The organism is Streptomyces sp. JLBG701 (assembly GCF_058544905.1).
This window is the reverse complement of the sequence record NZ_CM178588.1, coordinates 5,363,733-5,377,867: the sequence shown is the minus strand read 5'-3', so window position 1 is coordinate 5,377,867 and position 14,135 is coordinate 5,363,733. Positions and strand designations below refer to the sequence as shown.

Below are 14,135 nucleotides of genomic sequence, written 5' to 3'. Positions count from 1 at the left end.
CCGGCCAGCCGTCTGGAGGCCGGCGGGTGGTCAGCCGGACGGGGCGAGCAGCATGACGAGGATGATCGCGCCGATGCCGCTGATCACGTTGTTCTTGGCTTTGATGCCGACGGTCAGGGCGACGAAGGCGATGATTCCCATCGGCCCGTACTTCCACTGGATCAGTTGCTCGAATCCGATGGCGAGGGCGGCGAGGGCGAGGGCGATGTAGGGCATGAGGTCCGTACCTTCCGGGGAGGGCGGAGCGGACCCCGCCGACAGGGCTGTGCTGATCGCGTCAGTGAGACCAACCGTCGGAAGTAGCAACCATGTTGAGAAAGTTGGTTGCCAACTTAGCTTGGATGGCGCCTTCTTGGAAGTGTCTGGGAACCATCTGTGGGTAAGCTGCCCAAAGATGGCGCAAAGTTGTAATGTTCCGCTGTGACTTCGGAACGTGCCTCCGTCAACGGGCAGGACAGCGGCCCCCCGACGCATCGCGATGTGGCGGACAGGCTGCGCGACCGGATCAAGTCCGGCCAGCTGCAGCCGGGCGAGCGCATGCCCACCCAGGCCAAGCTGGCGGAGGAGTTCGGGGTGGAGCGGGGCGCGGTCCGGCAGGCGCTGCGCATCCTGCAGTCGGAGCACCTGCTCACCAACGTGTCCAAGGGGAGCCCGGCGACCGTCGCACCCGACCTCGGCAAGGCGGTGACCGGGCCGGGAGCCGAGCCGCAGGCCACCAGGGTGGCTCTCGGGTCCCGTATCGCGGAGGCTTTCGAGGCCTCGCACGTCACCATCGACGCCCTGTGCCTGGCCTCGCGCTCCCTCACGCTCGCCATGGGCGTACCGCTGCACCGGATCCACTCCGAACAGGTCAAACCGGCCAAGATCGACGTCCGCGTCCTGATGCCCAGCGGCGACATCGACCTCGCCTTCCCGGCGCCGGTGGCCGCCGCGTCCGACGACCGGTTCCAGCGCCGCTGGCTGACCCAGCGCAACGCCCAGGCGCAGGTCCTCCAGCACAACCTGCTGTCGCTGCGGGCCACGCACGGCATCGACGTGAACGTCTCCTTCCGCGCGCTGCCCTTCACGCCGCCCGTGAAGCTCTACCTGCTGAATGGGGCGGAGGCGCTCTTCGCCTACTACACACTCACCGAGCGCGAGGAGGAGATCGACCACGAGCCCCTGCAGATGTACGCGGCCGGAGGCACCAAGTCCCCTCTCTTCACCTTCGCCCGGGGCGGCGGAGTCCGGGACGCGATGTTCGTGGAGCAGTCCCAACTGTGGTTCAGCGCGCTGTGGGAGACCATCAGCACGGAGCTGAATCTGACGTCCTGACCGCCGCCGGTTCACAGCGCCGGCCTGGAGACCATGAGGGCGAGCGCCACGGCGCCGATGGTGCTGCAGGTGTGGTTGCGGAACCTGACACCCACGGCCAGCAGGATGAGGGCGGCGATACCGACGGCGCCGTACTTCCACTGGGTGAGCTGTTCGACGGCGACAACGAAGCCCGCGGTGACGAAGGCGATGACGGGCATGGCCGGGGATCCTTTCCTGGCACCGAAGTGGCGTGAGATCTTACCAACTTGGGTAAGTTGGCAACCAACTCTAGCTATGTTGTTCCAACTTGGCGGGGCTGGATAAACAACTTTCGAACAACTCCCTCTAAGTGGAGGGTGGTTGTACCGTTTGTCGTGAGCGAGGGGGAAACGGCAGTGGGCGTCATGAACGGCTCGCACGGCAGCAGAAGACGCACGCCACAGCAGATCGCCGACGCACTGCGGCAACGGATCCACGCCGGAGAGCTCAGGGCGGGCGACCGTCTGCCGACCCAGGCCGAACTCGCCGACGAGTTCGGGGTGGAGCGGGGTGCGGTCCGCCAGGCCCTGCGCGAGCTCCAGGAGGAGGGTCTGCTCGGCGCCATCAGCAAGGGGAGCCCGCCGAGGGTCGCCGAGCCGGTTCAGGACCGGGACGAACCCCGGCCGACGGCAGTGGGGTTGGCGCCACGTCTGATGGCGGCGTTCTCGGCGCCGCAGGTGCGGATCGACGTGACGTGCCTGACCGCCGTGTCCCTGCTGATGGCTCTGGGGGAACCGCTCCGCGAGATCCACGCCGGCCTCATCCGCCCCGAGTCGATCGACCTGCGGATCCTGCTGCCGTCCCGCGACATCAGCCTCGCCTTCCCGGTCCCGGTCGAGGGGCGCGGCGACGACGACCCGCTCCAGCAGCGGTGGCTGGCCCAGCGCAACGCCCAGGGCCAGGTCCTCAAGCACAACCTGCTGGCCCTGCGCTCCACGCACGGCATCGACGTACACGTCACCTTCCGCGCACTGCCGCTCACCCCGCCCGTGAAGCTCTACCTCTTCAACAGGGAGGAGGCGCTGATCGGTTACTACATGCTCACGCGCCGGGAGGAGCGCATGGAGGGCGGCACGATGGAGATGTACGACGCCCTCGGCTCCCAGTCCCTCCTCTTCTCCTTCGAGAAGAACGCCGGGCAACGGGACACCGCCTTCGTGGAGCAGTCCCAGATGTGGTTCGACGCGCTCTGGGAGACGATCGCTTCGGATCTGACGCTGTCGTAGCGCGCCTTCGACCAGGACCATGGGCGCACCCCCCGCCTTCTGCCGTGTCGTCAACTTGCCGTCAGCTTCTGGCTGCTTGTCGTCCAATTGGACTGGTTGACTTACTTTGGCTTTGCCCGGACTGGTTGATCGACTAACCACCAGCCCAATGGGTGTGGTTAATTGACGGGAAGTGGTGTGTTAGTGGGGTGATGGAGGTAGGTTCGACCTGTGGGTACCTCAGGGAGTGCGGGCGGTGGAGAGCGCGGCGGCAAGGAGTTCCGGCGCGTCGAGGAAGCCCTGCGCAAGTGGCTGGAGGACGGGACGTACCCGCCGGGCAGCATGCTCCCGCCCCAGCGGCAACTCTCCGACGAGTTCGGTGTCTCCCGGGACACCGTGAAAGGCGTGCAGGAGAAGCTGGCCGAAGAGGGCTGGGTCAGTTCACGGCAGGGCAGCGGCGTCAGGGTGCTCAAGGCGCCGAGCGCGGGACAGCCGGGACGGGCGATGCCGGGACAGCCGGGACGGGCGACGCCGGGGCCGCTGATCGCCGCGGCCTTCAAGCAGCCCCATGTGTCCCTGGACGTCTACACCCTCACCTCCGAGACCCTGTACGGCCATGTCAGGGCGCGGGTCGAGGGCATCGTGAGCGGGAGGGTCGTGGTCCCCCAGAGCGTGTCCGTGCGCATGATGCTGCCGTCGCGGGACGCGCCGCTCGGCTACCCCCGATCCAAGGACCGCACCGACCCCAGCGTCTGGGAACGCTTCCTGGGTATCGCCCGCTTCTACGAGCAGCAGATGCGGGAGGTGCTCACACAGCTTCCCGACGAGGTCGAGGTCAGTCTGGAGATCCGTACGACGCCGCTGACCCCTCAGTTCAAGCTGTACGTGTTCAACGACACCGAGATGCTCTTCGGCCCCTACGAGGTCATCGAGAAGGAACTCCCGGCCGGCGGCGGAGGCCGGATGGTCCCGGGATTGGACGTCCTCGGCCTGAGCTCGGTCTACACCTACTTCCGCCGGGACGAGGACGAGGGGTCACGGGACTCGCAGTTCTTCTCCAGCATGCAGGCATGGTTCGAGTCCAATTGGACGCTGCTGGGCGATGACGGGACGGCGGGTTGAGGGAAACCATGGGCGTCCGCCAACGACTCGTGCGCGTCCTCGCGGAGCGCCGGCGACGCCGGAGTACCGCCGACGGGATGGTGGCCGCCGGCCATCACAACAGCAACCGAATCGCGCCCCTGGGACTGCCGCTTGCCTTCCTTTTGGGTGCGCGTTCCGGCCGCGTCCTCGCCAAGTTCCGCACACCTGTCGTGGCGCCCGAGGTCGTCCCGAGGATCTGGCGCGAGTCGGAAGTACTGCGTGTGGTGGCAGCCCACGTAGGCGAAGTCCCGCAGTGCTTGGCGGACTTCGGGGAGTGGTCACTGCATGGCTACCTGGACGGGCAGGTGCTGACCGACGAGGCTCCCGAGGGCATGGTCGGCGCCGAACGGCTCATGGCCCTGGCGGAGTTCTTCGCCCGCCTGGCCGATGTGCCGTGCGACGAACTGCCGCCCGTCCCCGCAGGCTGGCCCGAACAGGGCGACAGCCAGGGCTTCCTAGATTGGCTCGCCCGCTTCGCTGAGCAGGAGGTGCACCGGTCCAATCGAGCGCGTTTCGGAGAACTCTTCGACGCGGTCGGGATTCCGGTCGACGCGATGGACCGCTTCATGCGCTCCGTGCCCCTGCTGACCCGGCGCCCGCTCGCCCTGCTCCACACGGACGTTCACCGGGGCAATCTGGTCGTACGGCCGGGCCCGGACGGCGAACGACTGGCGGTCATCGACTGGGAACTCGCTCTGTACGGGGACCCGCTGCACGACCTCGCCACCCACATGGTCCGGATGGACTACGGCAAGGCGGAGCAGGAGCTGATGACCCACCTGTGGGCGGATGCCATGCGCCGCGCGGGCCACGCGGAGATGACCGCCGACATGGACCGCGACCTGCCCGTCTACCTCGCATTCGAGTACGCGCAGTCGGTGTTCGCCGACGTGATGCGCGCGGCGCTGAGCCTGCCGGACGACCCTGAAGAGCGGGATCTCGACCGCGCCGCCGCGATGGTGCGCCGGGCACTGCACCGGGCGCGCGAGCCGCTGAGCCTCGTGGACGCACCGCCGGACCCGTCCGCTGTGGTGGAAGCGCTGCGTCACTGGCGGGCTTCCGATCGGCGGGCGCCGACGTTTGGGTCAGGGCAGGAAAAAAGGGGAAACAGCGGGCAGCGGGGGGACGACGACAATCCCAGGGGCCGGAAGCCCCGGGACCGTGGAACGCACAAGATGTTTGGAGCGGCATGGTTGTTGATCTCGATGGCTTCGCTGACGCAGCGGAGCTTCTGGCGCCGGGCTCGGGGACGCGCTGCGTCCTGTTCGACTTCGACGGGCCGATCTGCCGCCTCTTTCCCGAGGGTTCGTCGAGGGGCGTCGCCGACGAGCTACGCGAACTGCTGACCGACTTCGGCGTGACGGACGTACTGACGCCACAGGAGCAGGCCGACAAGGACCCGCACGTGGTGCTGCGGGCTGTACACCGGTCCTCGCGGGGCGGCGAGTTCGTGGACTTGGTCAAGGCGCTCGAAGCGAAGGTCACCGAGGGCGAGCTGGCCGCCGCGCGGACCGCGTGGCGGACACCGGACGCCGACGTTCTCGTCCGGCAACTCGCCGAGCGGGGCCTGCGGTTGGCCGTCGTCACCAACAACGCTTCGGAAGCGGCCGACGCCTACCTCCAGGACAAGCACCTGCGTGAGTACTTCGAGGCCATCCACGGCAGGTCCGCCGACCCCGACCTCATGAAGCCGGATCCGGACGTCCTCTTTCGTGCCCTGCGGGACCTGGGCCTGCCCCCGGAGAGCGCGGTGATGATCGGCGACACCCCGACGGACGTCGAGGCGGCCGAGCGCGCCGGCGTCCGTTTCATCGGCTACGGCCGCAATCCCGAGAAGCGGGCGCGACTGCGTGACGCCGGGGCGAAGGTCGTGGTCGGGTCGTTTGGGCCGTTGGTCCACCAAGTGGGGGAGAGCGATGCCGACGAGCCGGAAGACCTCCTCGTCGGCGAGGCCGTGCGCCGCGCGGGTGGTGGGTGACGGCTTCAGTGGCAAGACGGCGCCGCCCGCCACCCGGGCGGCGCGCCACTTACACCTCCAGCACCACCTTCCCCACCACTCCCCGTCCCTCGATCACCGCATGCGCCTCCCCGGCCCGCTCCAGCGGAAACACCTCCCCGATCACCGGCTGCAGCTGCCCCGCCGTCGCTTCCCCGAGGGCGTACGCCGTCAGCCGCCGAAGCTCCTCGGGAGAGAACTGCACGTCCCCGATCCCGAACAGCTTGATCCCCCGCCGGGCCACCTCCTCGCTGTCCAGTTCAGCGAAGCCCCCTGAAGGCGCCCCATGGGCGGAGAAGCGGCCCCCGTCGGCGGTCAACGGGAGGGCCATGGCGCCGAGTTGGCCGCCCACCCCGTCAAGGACCACGTCGGCCGCCCCGCCCAGCGCCCCGCGGGCCTGCTCCGGCCAGTCGGCAGCAGAGGCATCCACGGCCGCATTCGCGCCCAACTCCCTTACCAGGGCCAGCTTTTCCGGCCCTCGCGCCAGTGCCACCACATGGGCGCCGTGTGCGGTGGCCAGCTGGATCAGGATCGTGCCCATGCCCCCGGACGCGCCGAGGATCAGCACTCGGTCCCCGGCCGACACCCCTGTGCGCTCGATCAGGCCGGTCGCCGTCACCCCGTCGTGGACCAGGGCCGCCGCCGGGAGGAGGTCCAGTTCGTCCGGTACGACCGTCAGGGCCGAGGTCGCGGCCACCGCTCGCTCCGCATAGCTGCCCCGCACGAAGGACGTCACCCTGCGGCCCAGCCACTCCCCGGGCACGTTCGGGCCGAGTACGGTGACCGTTCCGGAGACGCCGCCGCCGGGGACGTACGGGGGAGTGACCGGGAAGAATTCGCGGCCCCAGCCGGAGCGGACCTGGGTTTCCACGAAGATCGTGTCGGCGTACGCGACCTCGATCAGTACCTCGTCCGGGCCCGGGACAGGGTCCGGGAGTTCCACCGGGACCAGGACCTCGGGGCCGCCGAATTCCTTCACCTCTGCTGCTCGCATGGCGCCGAGCCTGCTACCTCAAGTGGGATTGAGGTCAAGGGACGGCCGTAGGCTCGGCCCCATGAGCGAGACGAGCGAGACGGGTGAGATCGGCCTGCGGGAGCGTAAGCGGCAGCGGATGTACCAAGCCGTGTCGGACATCGCGATCCGGATGTTCCTCGACCGGGGGTTCGATGCCGTCTCCGTCGCCGAGGTGGCTGCCGCGGCCGAGATCTCTAAGCCGACGCTCTTTCGGTACTTCCCGGCGAAGGAGGATCTGGTCCTCCACCGGTTCGCCGATCACGAGCAGGAGGCCGCGCGGATCGCCAGGCAGGGGCCGTCGCCCCTTGCCGCGTTGCGGGAGCACTTTCTCGACGGGCTTCGGCGGTCTGATCCCATCACCGGGCTGAACGGCGAGCCCGAGGTACTGGCCTTCAATGCGCTGCTCTACGGGACCCCCTCGCTGGTCGCCCGGATGTTCGAGTATCTGGAGCGTTCGGAGGCCGCGCTGGCCGAGGCGCTCGGCGGGGATCTGGACGCGCGGCTCGCCGCCGGGCAGATCGTCGCCGTGCAGAGGGTGCTCGCGCAGGAGAACCTGCGGAGGGTTGCCGGCGGGGAAGCCGTCGAGGACGTGCGGGCGGACGCCGTGGCGGCGGCCGAGCGGGCGTTCGCGCGGCTGGGGGACGGGCTGCCGCAACTCGCCCCGACTCGCGTTACCCAGTCAAAGATTTAACCCGGTTACGTTATTCCGGTACTCTCGACGGAATGACGGCCCTCCCTCACGAACGCGCCCACCACGACACCTGCCGAGCCGCCCTCGCCGCCATGGTCGAAGGCGCCGAGGAACACGTCGTCAGCGGTGAGGACGTCTCCGCCTCCGGGGCCGACGCCGAAGTGCTCGGGTACCGGCTGCGCAGCCGGGCGAAGGAGATGCGTGAGCTGCCCGAAGGGCCGTTGTTCTTCGGGCGGTTGGACTTCGGGGACACCGGCGAACACCGGGGGCAGAGCTATCACATCGGGCGGCTGCGCATCAGCGAGGATCCCGCCGCCCCACCCCTCGTCGTCGACTGGCGCGCCCCCGTCTCCCGCGCCTTCTACCAGGCCGGCGCCCACGACCCACAGGGCGTCGCCGTCCGCCGTCGCTTCGGCTGGCGGGCGGGCAGCCGGGGCGACTCCGCCGACCTCACCGGGTTCGAGGACGAGTACCTCGACCGTCCTGACCAGCAGGAACCCGGTCCTCCCAGCCGTATCCTCACCCACGAGATCGAGCGGCCCCGCGTCGGGCCCATGCGGGACATCGCCGCGACCATCCAGCCCGAGCAGGACGATCTCGTACGAGGTGACCTCGCCGTCTCCGTGTGCGTGCAGGGCGCCCCGGGAACCGGGAAGACCGCCGTCGGACTGCACCGAGCCGCCTACCTCCTCTACACCCACTCCCAGCGCATCCGGCGCGGCGGACTGCTCATCCTCGGGCCCAACCGCACCTTCCTCTCCTACATCTCGGAGGTACTGCCCGCCCTCGGTGAGACCGGCGTACGCCAGTCGACCCTCCCCGAGGAGATCGCGCGCCAGCCCGTGACCGGCGGCGACGACGAGCGCGCCGCCGCCGTCAAGCACGACGTCCGGATGGCGGAGGTGCTGCGCCGCGCGCTGTACGCACGCGTGACCACCGACGGCATCAACTCCCTTTCCCTCACGGACGGTTCGTACCGCTGGCGGGTCTCGACGGACACGCTGACGCGGATCGTGGAGGCCGTGCGGGAGGAGAGTCCGCCGTACGCCGTCGGGCGGGAGCGGGTGCGGACGCGGGTCGTGGGGTGCGTTCGGGCGCAGGCCGAGCGGCGGGGTGAGGTGTGCGGGGCCGCCTGGGTGCGGAAGATCGGGCGAGCGGGTGTGGTGAGTGCGTTCCTCGACGCGGTGTGGCCTCGGGTGCGGGCCGAGGAGGTCGTCGCCGAACTGCTCGGTGACGAGCGGGCGTTGGCGGCCGTAGCCGATGGGCTGCTGGACGCGGACGAGCAGAAGGCGGTGCTGTGGGCGAAGCCGCCGCGCTCGTGGAAGTCCGCGCGCTGGTCGGCCGCCGACCTCGTCCTGCTCGACGAGGTCGCCGGGCTTATCGAGCATCCCGAGGGATACGGCCATATCGTCGTCGACGAGGCGCAGGACCTCTCCCCGATGGAGTGCCGGGCCATCGCCCGGCGGGCGGTCTTCGGTTCGCTGACCGTGCTCGGGGATCTGGCCCAGGGGACCACGCCCTGGTCGGCGCGATCGTGGGGCGAGTTGCTCGGACACCTGGGGAAACCGGACGCGGCCGTGGTGCCGCTCACGATCGGATTCCGGGTGCCGGAAGTGGTCGTAGGACTGGCGAACCGGCTGCTGGAGCGGCTGGACGTCGACGTCCCGGTCCCTCGATCACTGCGCGGGGACGGGGAGTTGAGGCTGCGGGCGGTGCCGGACGGTGGTGATGTGCTCGGCTCGGTCGTGGACGCCGTACGGGAAGCGCTGGTGAAGGAAGGGGCCATCGGGGTCCTCGCCGCCGACGCGGACGTGACCCGGGTGCGGCACGCGCTCGACGCGGCCGGGATCGTGGCGGCGGGGCCGGACGAGCTGGGGGCGCGGGTGGCGGTGGTACCGGCCAGTCTGGTCAAGGGACTTGAGTACGACCATGTCGTCGCCGTCGAGCCGGCGGCGATCGCGGAGTCGGAGACGCGGGGGCTGCACCGGCTGTACGTGGTGCTGACGCGGGCGGTGTCGCGGTTGGACGTGGTGCACGGGCGGCCGCTCCCTTTCTGACTTCTGCCTTCTGGCTTCTGCCTTCGGGAACGGCCGCCCGGCGGTGGCTACGCGGCGTCGAGCAAGGGCATCAACTGCTCTTCCTCGTACGTCAGATGGGCCTCCAGCTCGGCCGTGAGGCGCTCGACCTCGGCTCGGGTGGCGGCCGGATCCGTGTTCTCCGCGGTGACCACCCGGCGCAGGTCCTCCACGAGGGTCGCGATCCGTTCGTGTTCCTCGCCGAGGCGGGCCAGGACGGGGGCGGCGTGCGGGTAGCGGTCGGCGAGGAGCGGAAACATCATGGTGTCCTCGCCGGTGTGGTGGTTGTGCAGGCCCTGGCAGAACGTCAGGCAGTTGACGCGGAGTTGGGCGCCCAGACTGCTGCCCGTGCCCTTGTTCATCTCCTCGTGGATCAGGGCGAGTTCGTGGCGGAAGGCGTCGTGGACCACCTTGATCGCCTCGCCCGGCGAACCGGCGTTGATCTTCCCCGGGCCACCCTGGGAGATGTTGTACAGGGCCACCACCGGGATGACGCGGTCCGTCTTCTCCTGGTACGCCGCCCAGCCGGCGTCCGTCTCGACGGCTCGCGCGAAGGCGGTGTCGCGTTCCTCGCCGGTGAGGACGACGGCCCGTGCCTCGTAGGTGAACACGCCGCTCTCGACGGTGACTTGGGGGTGGGCGACGAGGTTGTGGAACCAGGCCGGGTGGCTGGGGGCGCCGCCGGCCGAGGCGATGACGAGGGTGCGTTCGCCGCCGTCGGGGAGGTAGCCGACGGGGGTGGTGTGCGGGGTGCCGGTACGGGCGCCGGTGGTGGTCAGCAGGAGGATGCGGGCACCCGCGAAGAAGCCGGTGAGCTGGCCGCGGTTGGCGCGGAACTCGTCGATGACGCGCTGGTTGAAGTCATGGATGTCGAAGGGGTCGGGCATTCTCTTCTTTCTCTCGGTCGCTGATCTGTGTTTGTACGACGGCCTGTACAAAGGCCTGTACGAAGACGGCGAAGAGAAAGAGAAACGGAGGGCCCCTGGCCCGCCGCGGCGGCCTCACTCAGAGGCCGGGCACCCAACTCGCTCACGGCACAAGGCCGACCCGGCAGTCATGGGAGGGACGCTACGGTCGTCCTCATGACCCACGCAACCGATTTCACCGGCGTCCCCACGACCACCCTCGCCGATCTGCTGGGCCGCAAGCAGGTCATGGACATCGGGATCCGGCCACTGTGGGGCCCGGTTCCCCGCGTCGCGGGCCCGGCGTTCACCGTCCGCTGCCCGCCCGGCGACAACCTCATGCTGCACGCGGCCATCCACCGCGCCGAGCCCGGTTCCGTCGTCGTCGTGGAGTCGGGTGACCTGGACTACGCGCTGGCCGGCGGCAACGTGTGTGCCGTTGCCGCGCGTCGGGGCATCACGGCGTTCGTCGCCGACGGGGTGATCCGCGACCTCGCCGAGGTACGTGACCTGGGCTTCCCCGTCTTCGCCCGTGGCGTCATCCCGATCCCGGGCACCAAGTCGGCCGTACAGCCGCTCAACGTTCCGGTGCGCTGCGGTGGTGTGCGGGTGGAGCCCGGCGACATCGTGGTGGCCGACGAGGAGGGCGTCGTGGTCGTACCGGCGGCCCGCCGGGAGGAGATCCTCACGGCAGCCCACACGAAACTGGCCAAGGAGGCGGCCGAGTCCCTTGAGGAGTGGGAGCGGACACACCGGGCACGGATCGACAAGATCCTGGCGGAGCAGGGATTCGAGGGCTGAGGGCTGGGGGATGGAGGATGGAGGCTGATCCGATGTCGGTGCTTCTCTTCCTCGATGTCGACGGGACCCTGCTCCCCTTCGGGGCGACGCGGCCGTACCCCGTCTACGAGACGGGCCATGCGCGGCCGCCGGCAGACGCCCCGCCGCTGCTGACCCGTATCGACCCCGCGCTCGGTCCGCGACTGCTGGCGCTGGGCTGTGAGTTGGTGTGGGCCACGACCTGGATGGACGACGCCAACGCGTGTGTCGCACCCTGGCTGGGCCTGCCGCCGCTGCCCGTACTGGACTGGCCGGATCCGGCCGACGACGAGCCGCCCGGCGGCGGTCTGCACTGGAAGACCCAGCCCCTCGTGGCGTGGGCCGCGGGCCGGTCCTTCGTCTGGGTCGACGACGAGATCGGGGAGGCCGATCGGGACTGGGCCGCAGCTCACCACCCGGGGCGGGCCCTCCTGCATCGGGTGGACCACCGGTACGGGCTCACCGAGGCGGACTTCGCCCTGTTGGGGGAGTGGTTGCGGGGCGGGTGATCGACTGGTGACGTGCACGGGTGCGGCGTACCGTCGAAAGGTGGCCGGAATGCGCCGCCACTGACCCTCTTCGAGGGCGCGATGCCATGACCAGCAACCCGCAGCCGACACCCGAGACGCGGACCGCCGCCGAGGCGCAGGAGAACGGCGGCGGACGTGGTAGTGGGATGGCCTTGTTGGTCATCGCCTCCTGTCAACTCATGGTGGTCCTCGACATCACCATCGTGAACATCGCCCTCCCGCACATCCAGAGCTCCCTCGACTTCTCCACGACGAGCCTGTCCTGGGTGGTGAACGCCTACACGCTCACCTTCGGCGGACTGCTGCTGCTCGGCGGCCGGGCCGGTGACATCCTCGGCCGGCGGCGGGTGTTCATCTTCGGTGTGCTGGTGTTCGTTCTCGCCTCGCTGCTCGGTGGGTTGTCGCAGAGCAGTGGCCAACTCCTCGCCGCCCGCGCCCTCCAGGGTGTCGGCGGCGCCATCGCGTCCCCGACCTCCCTCGCCCTGATCAGTACGACCTTCCGCGAAGGGCCCGAGCGCAACAGGGCGTTCGGGGTGTTCGCCGCGGTCTCGGCGGGCGGCGGTGCGATCGGGCTGCTGGCGGGCGGCATCCTCGTCGAGTATCTCGACTGGCGCTGGGTGCTGTTCGTGAACGTGCCGATCGGTCTGCTCATCGCCCTCGCGACCCCGCGCTGGATCCGCGAGTCCGAGCGCCACCCGGGCCACTTCGACCTGGCGGGCGCGCTGACCTCCACCATCGGCATGGTGCTGCTGGTGTACGGCTTCATCAGGGCCGCGCAGGAGGGCTGGCGCGACCCGTTCACGCTGGCCTCGTTCGGGGCGGCCGTGGTCGTCCTGGTGGTGTTCGTCCTGATCGAGCGGCGCTCCCGGCAACCCATCACGCCCCTGCACATGTTCGCCGACCGCAACCGCGCGGGCACCTACGGCATGATGCTGAGCCTCGCCGCCGCGATCTTCGGCATGTTCTTCTTCCTCACCCTGTTCGTGCAGAACGTGCTGGATTTCAGCCCCCTCCAGGCCGGCCTCGCCTTCCTGCCGGTGAGCGCGGTCATCGCGGTGGGCGCCGGGATCGCCTCCCAACTCCTGCCGAAATACGGGCCGAAGCCCTTCATGGTGACGGGCGCGATCCTGGCCGCCGCGGGCCTCGCCTGGCTGACCCTGACCGACGTCGACTCCACCTACGCGGGCTCCATCCTCGGTCCGATCCTGGTGTTCAGCCTCGGCATGGGCATGGAGTTCGTGTCCCTGACGCTGATGGCGCTGTCCAACGTGCGGACCGAGGAGACGGGCGCGGCCTCCGGGCTCCTCAACGCCACGCAGCAGGTGGGCGGTTCCCTCGGCCTGTCCATCCTGGTCACGATGTTCGGCACGGCCAGCAACAACGAGGCAGACAAACAGATCCCGGCCTTCCTCGCCCAGGCCACCCCCGCCGAACGGCTCCGCTTCCAGCGCACCGGCCAGCCCCCCGACCCCTGGGCCGACGAGATCCTCACCGCGGGCGTCTCCGCCGCCTTCGTCGTGGCCGCGATCTTCACCGCCATCGCCGCGGTGATCGCCCTCCTGGTCATCCAGGTACGGCCGTCCGACCTGGAACGGCTCAAGGGCGGGGCGGGGCCGGTTCCTTGAGCAGCCGCCACCTCACGACGTGACGAACCGGTACTTCAGGTGGGTGGCGACGGCGGTGTCGACCACCCTGACGGGCTCGATGTGCCGCCGCCCGTGGCCCAGTCCCTCTTCGAAGAGCCGCAGTCCCGCTCCGAGGAGTGCGGGTACGACGTGCAGCTGCAGCTCGTCGATGAGCCCCGCCCCGAGGTACTGCCGCACCGTGCTCGCCCCGCCCGCGATGTCGACGTTCCGGTCGCCGGCGGCGGCCTTCGCCTGGTCGAGGGCGCTGTGGATGCCGTCGGTGACGAAGGTGAAGGTGGTGCCGCCCTGCTTGACGAGGGTCGGCCGGGGGCGATGGGTGAGGACGAAGACCGGGGTCCGGAAGGGCGGGTTGTCGCCCCAGAACTCCTCGCCGGTGTCGTACATCATCCGGCCCATGACCACGGCTCCGGTGGCGTCGAACCACTCGCGGATCAACTCCGAGTCGCGGTTCTCCTCCCCGCCGGTCATGCCCTGGCGCTCCCGCCAGCTCGCCAGCTCGTGCATCCAATCGAAGAGCAGCTCGGCGCCGTCGCCGCCGGGGTTGTCGATGGAGACGCCGGTGCCGGCGATGTAGCCGTCGAGGGAGATGGCCAGATCCGCGGTTACGGTCACGATGGGTGCTCCTGAGTCCTGTGTTCCTGCGAGTCCTGGATGGGCTGCCTTCACTCCTACGTCGATCGGGAACCGGCGTATTCGACAGCTGCCTCTGGACGCGCTGGGGGAGCTTGCCCGGGGGTGAACCATCGCCCGGCCGGCGTGTCGGCCGTCCGGTCCG

The 14,135-nt window shown here is 69.6% G+C and carries 15 protein-coding genes; 10 read left to right on the top strand and 5 right to left on the bottom strand.

Annotated elements, in window-relative coordinates:
• Positions 1 to 30 precede the first annotated feature (30 nt).
• Complete coding sequence (locus AC5DRG_RS24640) at positions 31 to 216, bottom strand: hypothetical protein (RefSeq protein WP_491812804.1); 186 nt, start codon at positions 214 to 216, stop codon at positions 31 to 33.
• Between the two features lie 204 nt (positions 217 to 420).
• On the opposite strand from AC5DRG_RS24640, the gene AC5DRG_RS24635 reads away from it, so the two are divergent.
• Positions 421 to 1,314 (top strand): winged helix-turn-helix domain-containing protein, encoded by an 894-nt coding sequence (locus tag AC5DRG_RS24635; protein ID WP_491812803.1) that lies wholly within the window; start codon positions 421 to 423, stop codon positions 1,312 to 1,314.
• An 11-nt stretch (positions 1,315 to 1,325) separates the two neighbouring features.
• Here AC5DRG_RS24635 and AC5DRG_RS24630 read toward each other — a convergent pair whose 3' ends face one another.
• The gene (locus tag AC5DRG_RS24630; protein WP_491812802.1) at positions 1,326 to 1,514 is read right to left on the bottom strand and encodes a hypothetical protein; all 189 of its coding nucleotides are present in this window, start codon (positions 1,512 to 1,514) and stop codon (positions 1,326 to 1,328) included.
• Positions 1,515 to 1,700: 186 nt separating this feature from the next.
• Here AC5DRG_RS24630 and AC5DRG_RS24625 point away from each other — a divergent pair, with 186 nt between their 5' ends.
• The 4 genes from AC5DRG_RS24625 to AC5DRG_RS24610 all read left to right on the top strand — a co-directional run bounded on the left by AC5DRG_RS24625 (position 1,701) and on the right by AC5DRG_RS24610 (position 5,661).
• Positions 1,701 to 2,561 carry a winged helix-turn-helix domain-containing protein gene (locus AC5DRG_RS24625; protein ID WP_491813140.1) on the top strand — a complete coding sequence of 287 codons (861 nt, stop codon included), beginning with the start codon at positions 1,701 to 1,703 and terminating at the stop codon, positions 2,559 to 2,561.
• A gap of 210 nt (positions 2,562 to 2,771) precedes the next feature.
• Entirely contained in the window at positions 2,772 to 3,662 is an 891-nt protein-coding gene (locus AC5DRG_RS24620; protein WP_491812801.1) for a winged helix-turn-helix domain-containing protein, read from the top strand.
• 8 nt (positions 3,663 to 3,670) lie between these two features.
• Positions 3,671 to 5,029: a phosphotransferase family protein gene (locus AC5DRG_RS24615; protein WP_491812799.1), complete on the top strand. Its 1,359-nt coding sequence runs from the start codon at positions 3,671 to 3,673 to the stop codon at positions 5,027 to 5,029.
• On the top strand, positions 4,915 to 5,661 hold the full coding sequence (locus tag AC5DRG_RS24610) for an HAD family hydrolase (protein WP_491813139.1): 747 nt from the start codon (positions 4,915 to 4,917) through the stop codon (positions 5,659 to 5,661). The genes AC5DRG_RS24615 and AC5DRG_RS24610 overlap by 115 nt, the downstream gene beginning before the upstream one ends.
• 49 nt (positions 5,662 to 5,710) lie before the next feature.
• On the opposite strand, the gene AC5DRG_RS24605 is transcribed toward AC5DRG_RS24610, so the two are convergent.
• A complete protein-coding gene (locus AC5DRG_RS24605; protein ID WP_491812798.1) occupies positions 5,711 to 6,673 on the bottom strand; it encodes a zinc-binding dehydrogenase in 963 nt (320 codons plus the stop codon).
• A 61-nt stretch (positions 6,674 to 6,734) separates the two neighbouring features.
• Between AC5DRG_RS24605 and AC5DRG_RS24600 the strand changes: the two genes are divergently transcribed.
• Both AC5DRG_RS24600 and AC5DRG_RS24595 read left to right on the top strand, forming a co-directional pair.
• The gene (locus tag AC5DRG_RS24600; protein ID WP_491812797.1) at positions 6,735 to 7,385 is read left to right on the top strand and encodes a TetR/AcrR family transcriptional regulator; all 651 of its coding nucleotides are present in this window, start codon (positions 6,735 to 6,737) and stop codon (positions 7,383 to 7,385) included.
• Positions 7,386 to 7,417: 32 nt separating this feature from the next.
• Entirely contained in the window at positions 7,418 to 9,442 is a 2,025-nt protein-coding gene (locus tag AC5DRG_RS24595; RefSeq protein ID WP_491812796.1) for a HelD family protein, read from the top strand.
• Positions 9,443 to 9,489: 47 nt separating this feature from the next.
• Here AC5DRG_RS24595 and AC5DRG_RS24590 read toward each other — a convergent pair whose 3' ends face one another.
• Positions 9,490 to 10,347 (bottom strand): nitroreductase/quinone reductase family protein, encoded by an 858-nt coding sequence (locus AC5DRG_RS24590; protein WP_491812795.1) that lies wholly within the window; start codon positions 10,345 to 10,347, stop codon positions 9,490 to 9,492.
• A 195-nt stretch (positions 10,348 to 10,542) separates the two neighbouring features.
• Here AC5DRG_RS24590 and AC5DRG_RS24585 point away from each other — a divergent pair, with 195 nt between their 5' ends.
• From AC5DRG_RS24585 to AC5DRG_RS24575, 3 genes are all read left to right on the top strand, one after another.
• On the top strand, positions 10,543 to 11,166 hold the full coding sequence (locus AC5DRG_RS24585; RefSeq protein ID WP_491812794.1) for an RraA family protein: 624 nt from the start codon (positions 10,543 to 10,545) through the stop codon (positions 11,164 to 11,166).
• A 38-nt stretch (positions 11,167 to 11,204) separates the two neighbouring features.
• Positions 11,205 to 11,693: an HAD domain-containing protein gene (locus AC5DRG_RS24580; protein ID WP_491813138.1), complete on the top strand. Its 489-nt coding sequence runs from the start codon at positions 11,205 to 11,207 to the stop codon at positions 11,691 to 11,693.
• A gap of 167 nt (positions 11,694 to 11,860) precedes the next feature.
• On the top strand, positions 11,861 to 13,339 hold the full coding sequence (locus AC5DRG_RS24575; RefSeq protein ID WP_491813137.1) for an MFS transporter: 1,479 nt from the start codon (positions 11,861 to 11,863) through the stop codon (positions 13,337 to 13,339).
• A gap of 12 nt (positions 13,340 to 13,351) precedes the next feature.
• Here AC5DRG_RS24575 and AC5DRG_RS24570 read toward each other — a convergent pair whose 3' ends face one another.
• Positions 13,352 to 13,972: a dihydrofolate reductase family protein gene (locus AC5DRG_RS24570; RefSeq protein WP_491812793.1), complete on the bottom strand. Its 621-nt coding sequence runs from the start codon at positions 13,970 to 13,972 to the stop codon at positions 13,352 to 13,354.
• Between the last annotated feature and the right edge of the window lie 163 nt (positions 13,973 to 14,135).

What these genes read in the sequence shown, in the direction of transcription:
- AC5DRG_RS24625 (WP_491813140.1), top strand. Translation starts at nt 1,701, where the DNA reads ATGAACGGCTCGCACGGCAGCAGAAGACGCACGCCACAGCAGATCGCC.
- AC5DRG_RS24600 (WP_491812797.1), top strand. Translation starts at nt 6,735, where the DNA reads ATGAGCGAGACGAGCGAGACGGGTGAGATCGGCCTGCGGGAGCGTAAG.
- AC5DRG_RS24640 (WP_491812804.1), bottom strand. Translation starts at nt 216, where the DNA reads ATGCCCTACATCGCCCTCGCCCTCGCCGCCCTCGCCATCGGATTCGAG.
- AC5DRG_RS24630 (WP_491812802.1), bottom strand. Translation starts at nt 1,514, where the DNA reads ATGCCCGTCATCGCCTTCGTCACCGCGGGCTTCGTTGTCGCCGTCGAA.
- AC5DRG_RS24615 (WP_491812799.1), top strand. Translation starts at nt 3,671, where the DNA reads ATGGGCGTCCGCCAACGACTCGTGCGCGTCCTCGCGGAGCGCCGGCGA.
- AC5DRG_RS24575 (WP_491813137.1), top strand. Translation starts at nt 11,861, where the DNA reads ATGGCCTTGTTGGTCATCGCCTCCTGTCAACTCATGGTGGTCCTCGAC.
- AC5DRG_RS24590 (WP_491812795.1), bottom strand. Translation starts at nt 10,347, where the DNA reads ATGCCCGACCCCTTCGACATCCATGACTTCAACCAGCGCGTCATCGAC.
- AC5DRG_RS24605 (WP_491812798.1), bottom strand. Translation starts at nt 6,673, where the DNA reads ATGCGAGCAGCAGAGGTGAAGGAATTCGGCGGCCCCGAGGTCCTGGTC.
- AC5DRG_RS24585 (WP_491812794.1), top strand. Translation starts at nt 10,543, where the DNA reads ATGACCCACGCAACCGATTTCACCGGCGTCCCCACGACCACCCTCGCC.
- AC5DRG_RS24595 (WP_491812796.1), top strand. Translation starts at nt 7,418, where the DNA reads ATGACGGCCCTCCCTCACGAACGCGCCCACCACGACACCTGCCGAGCC.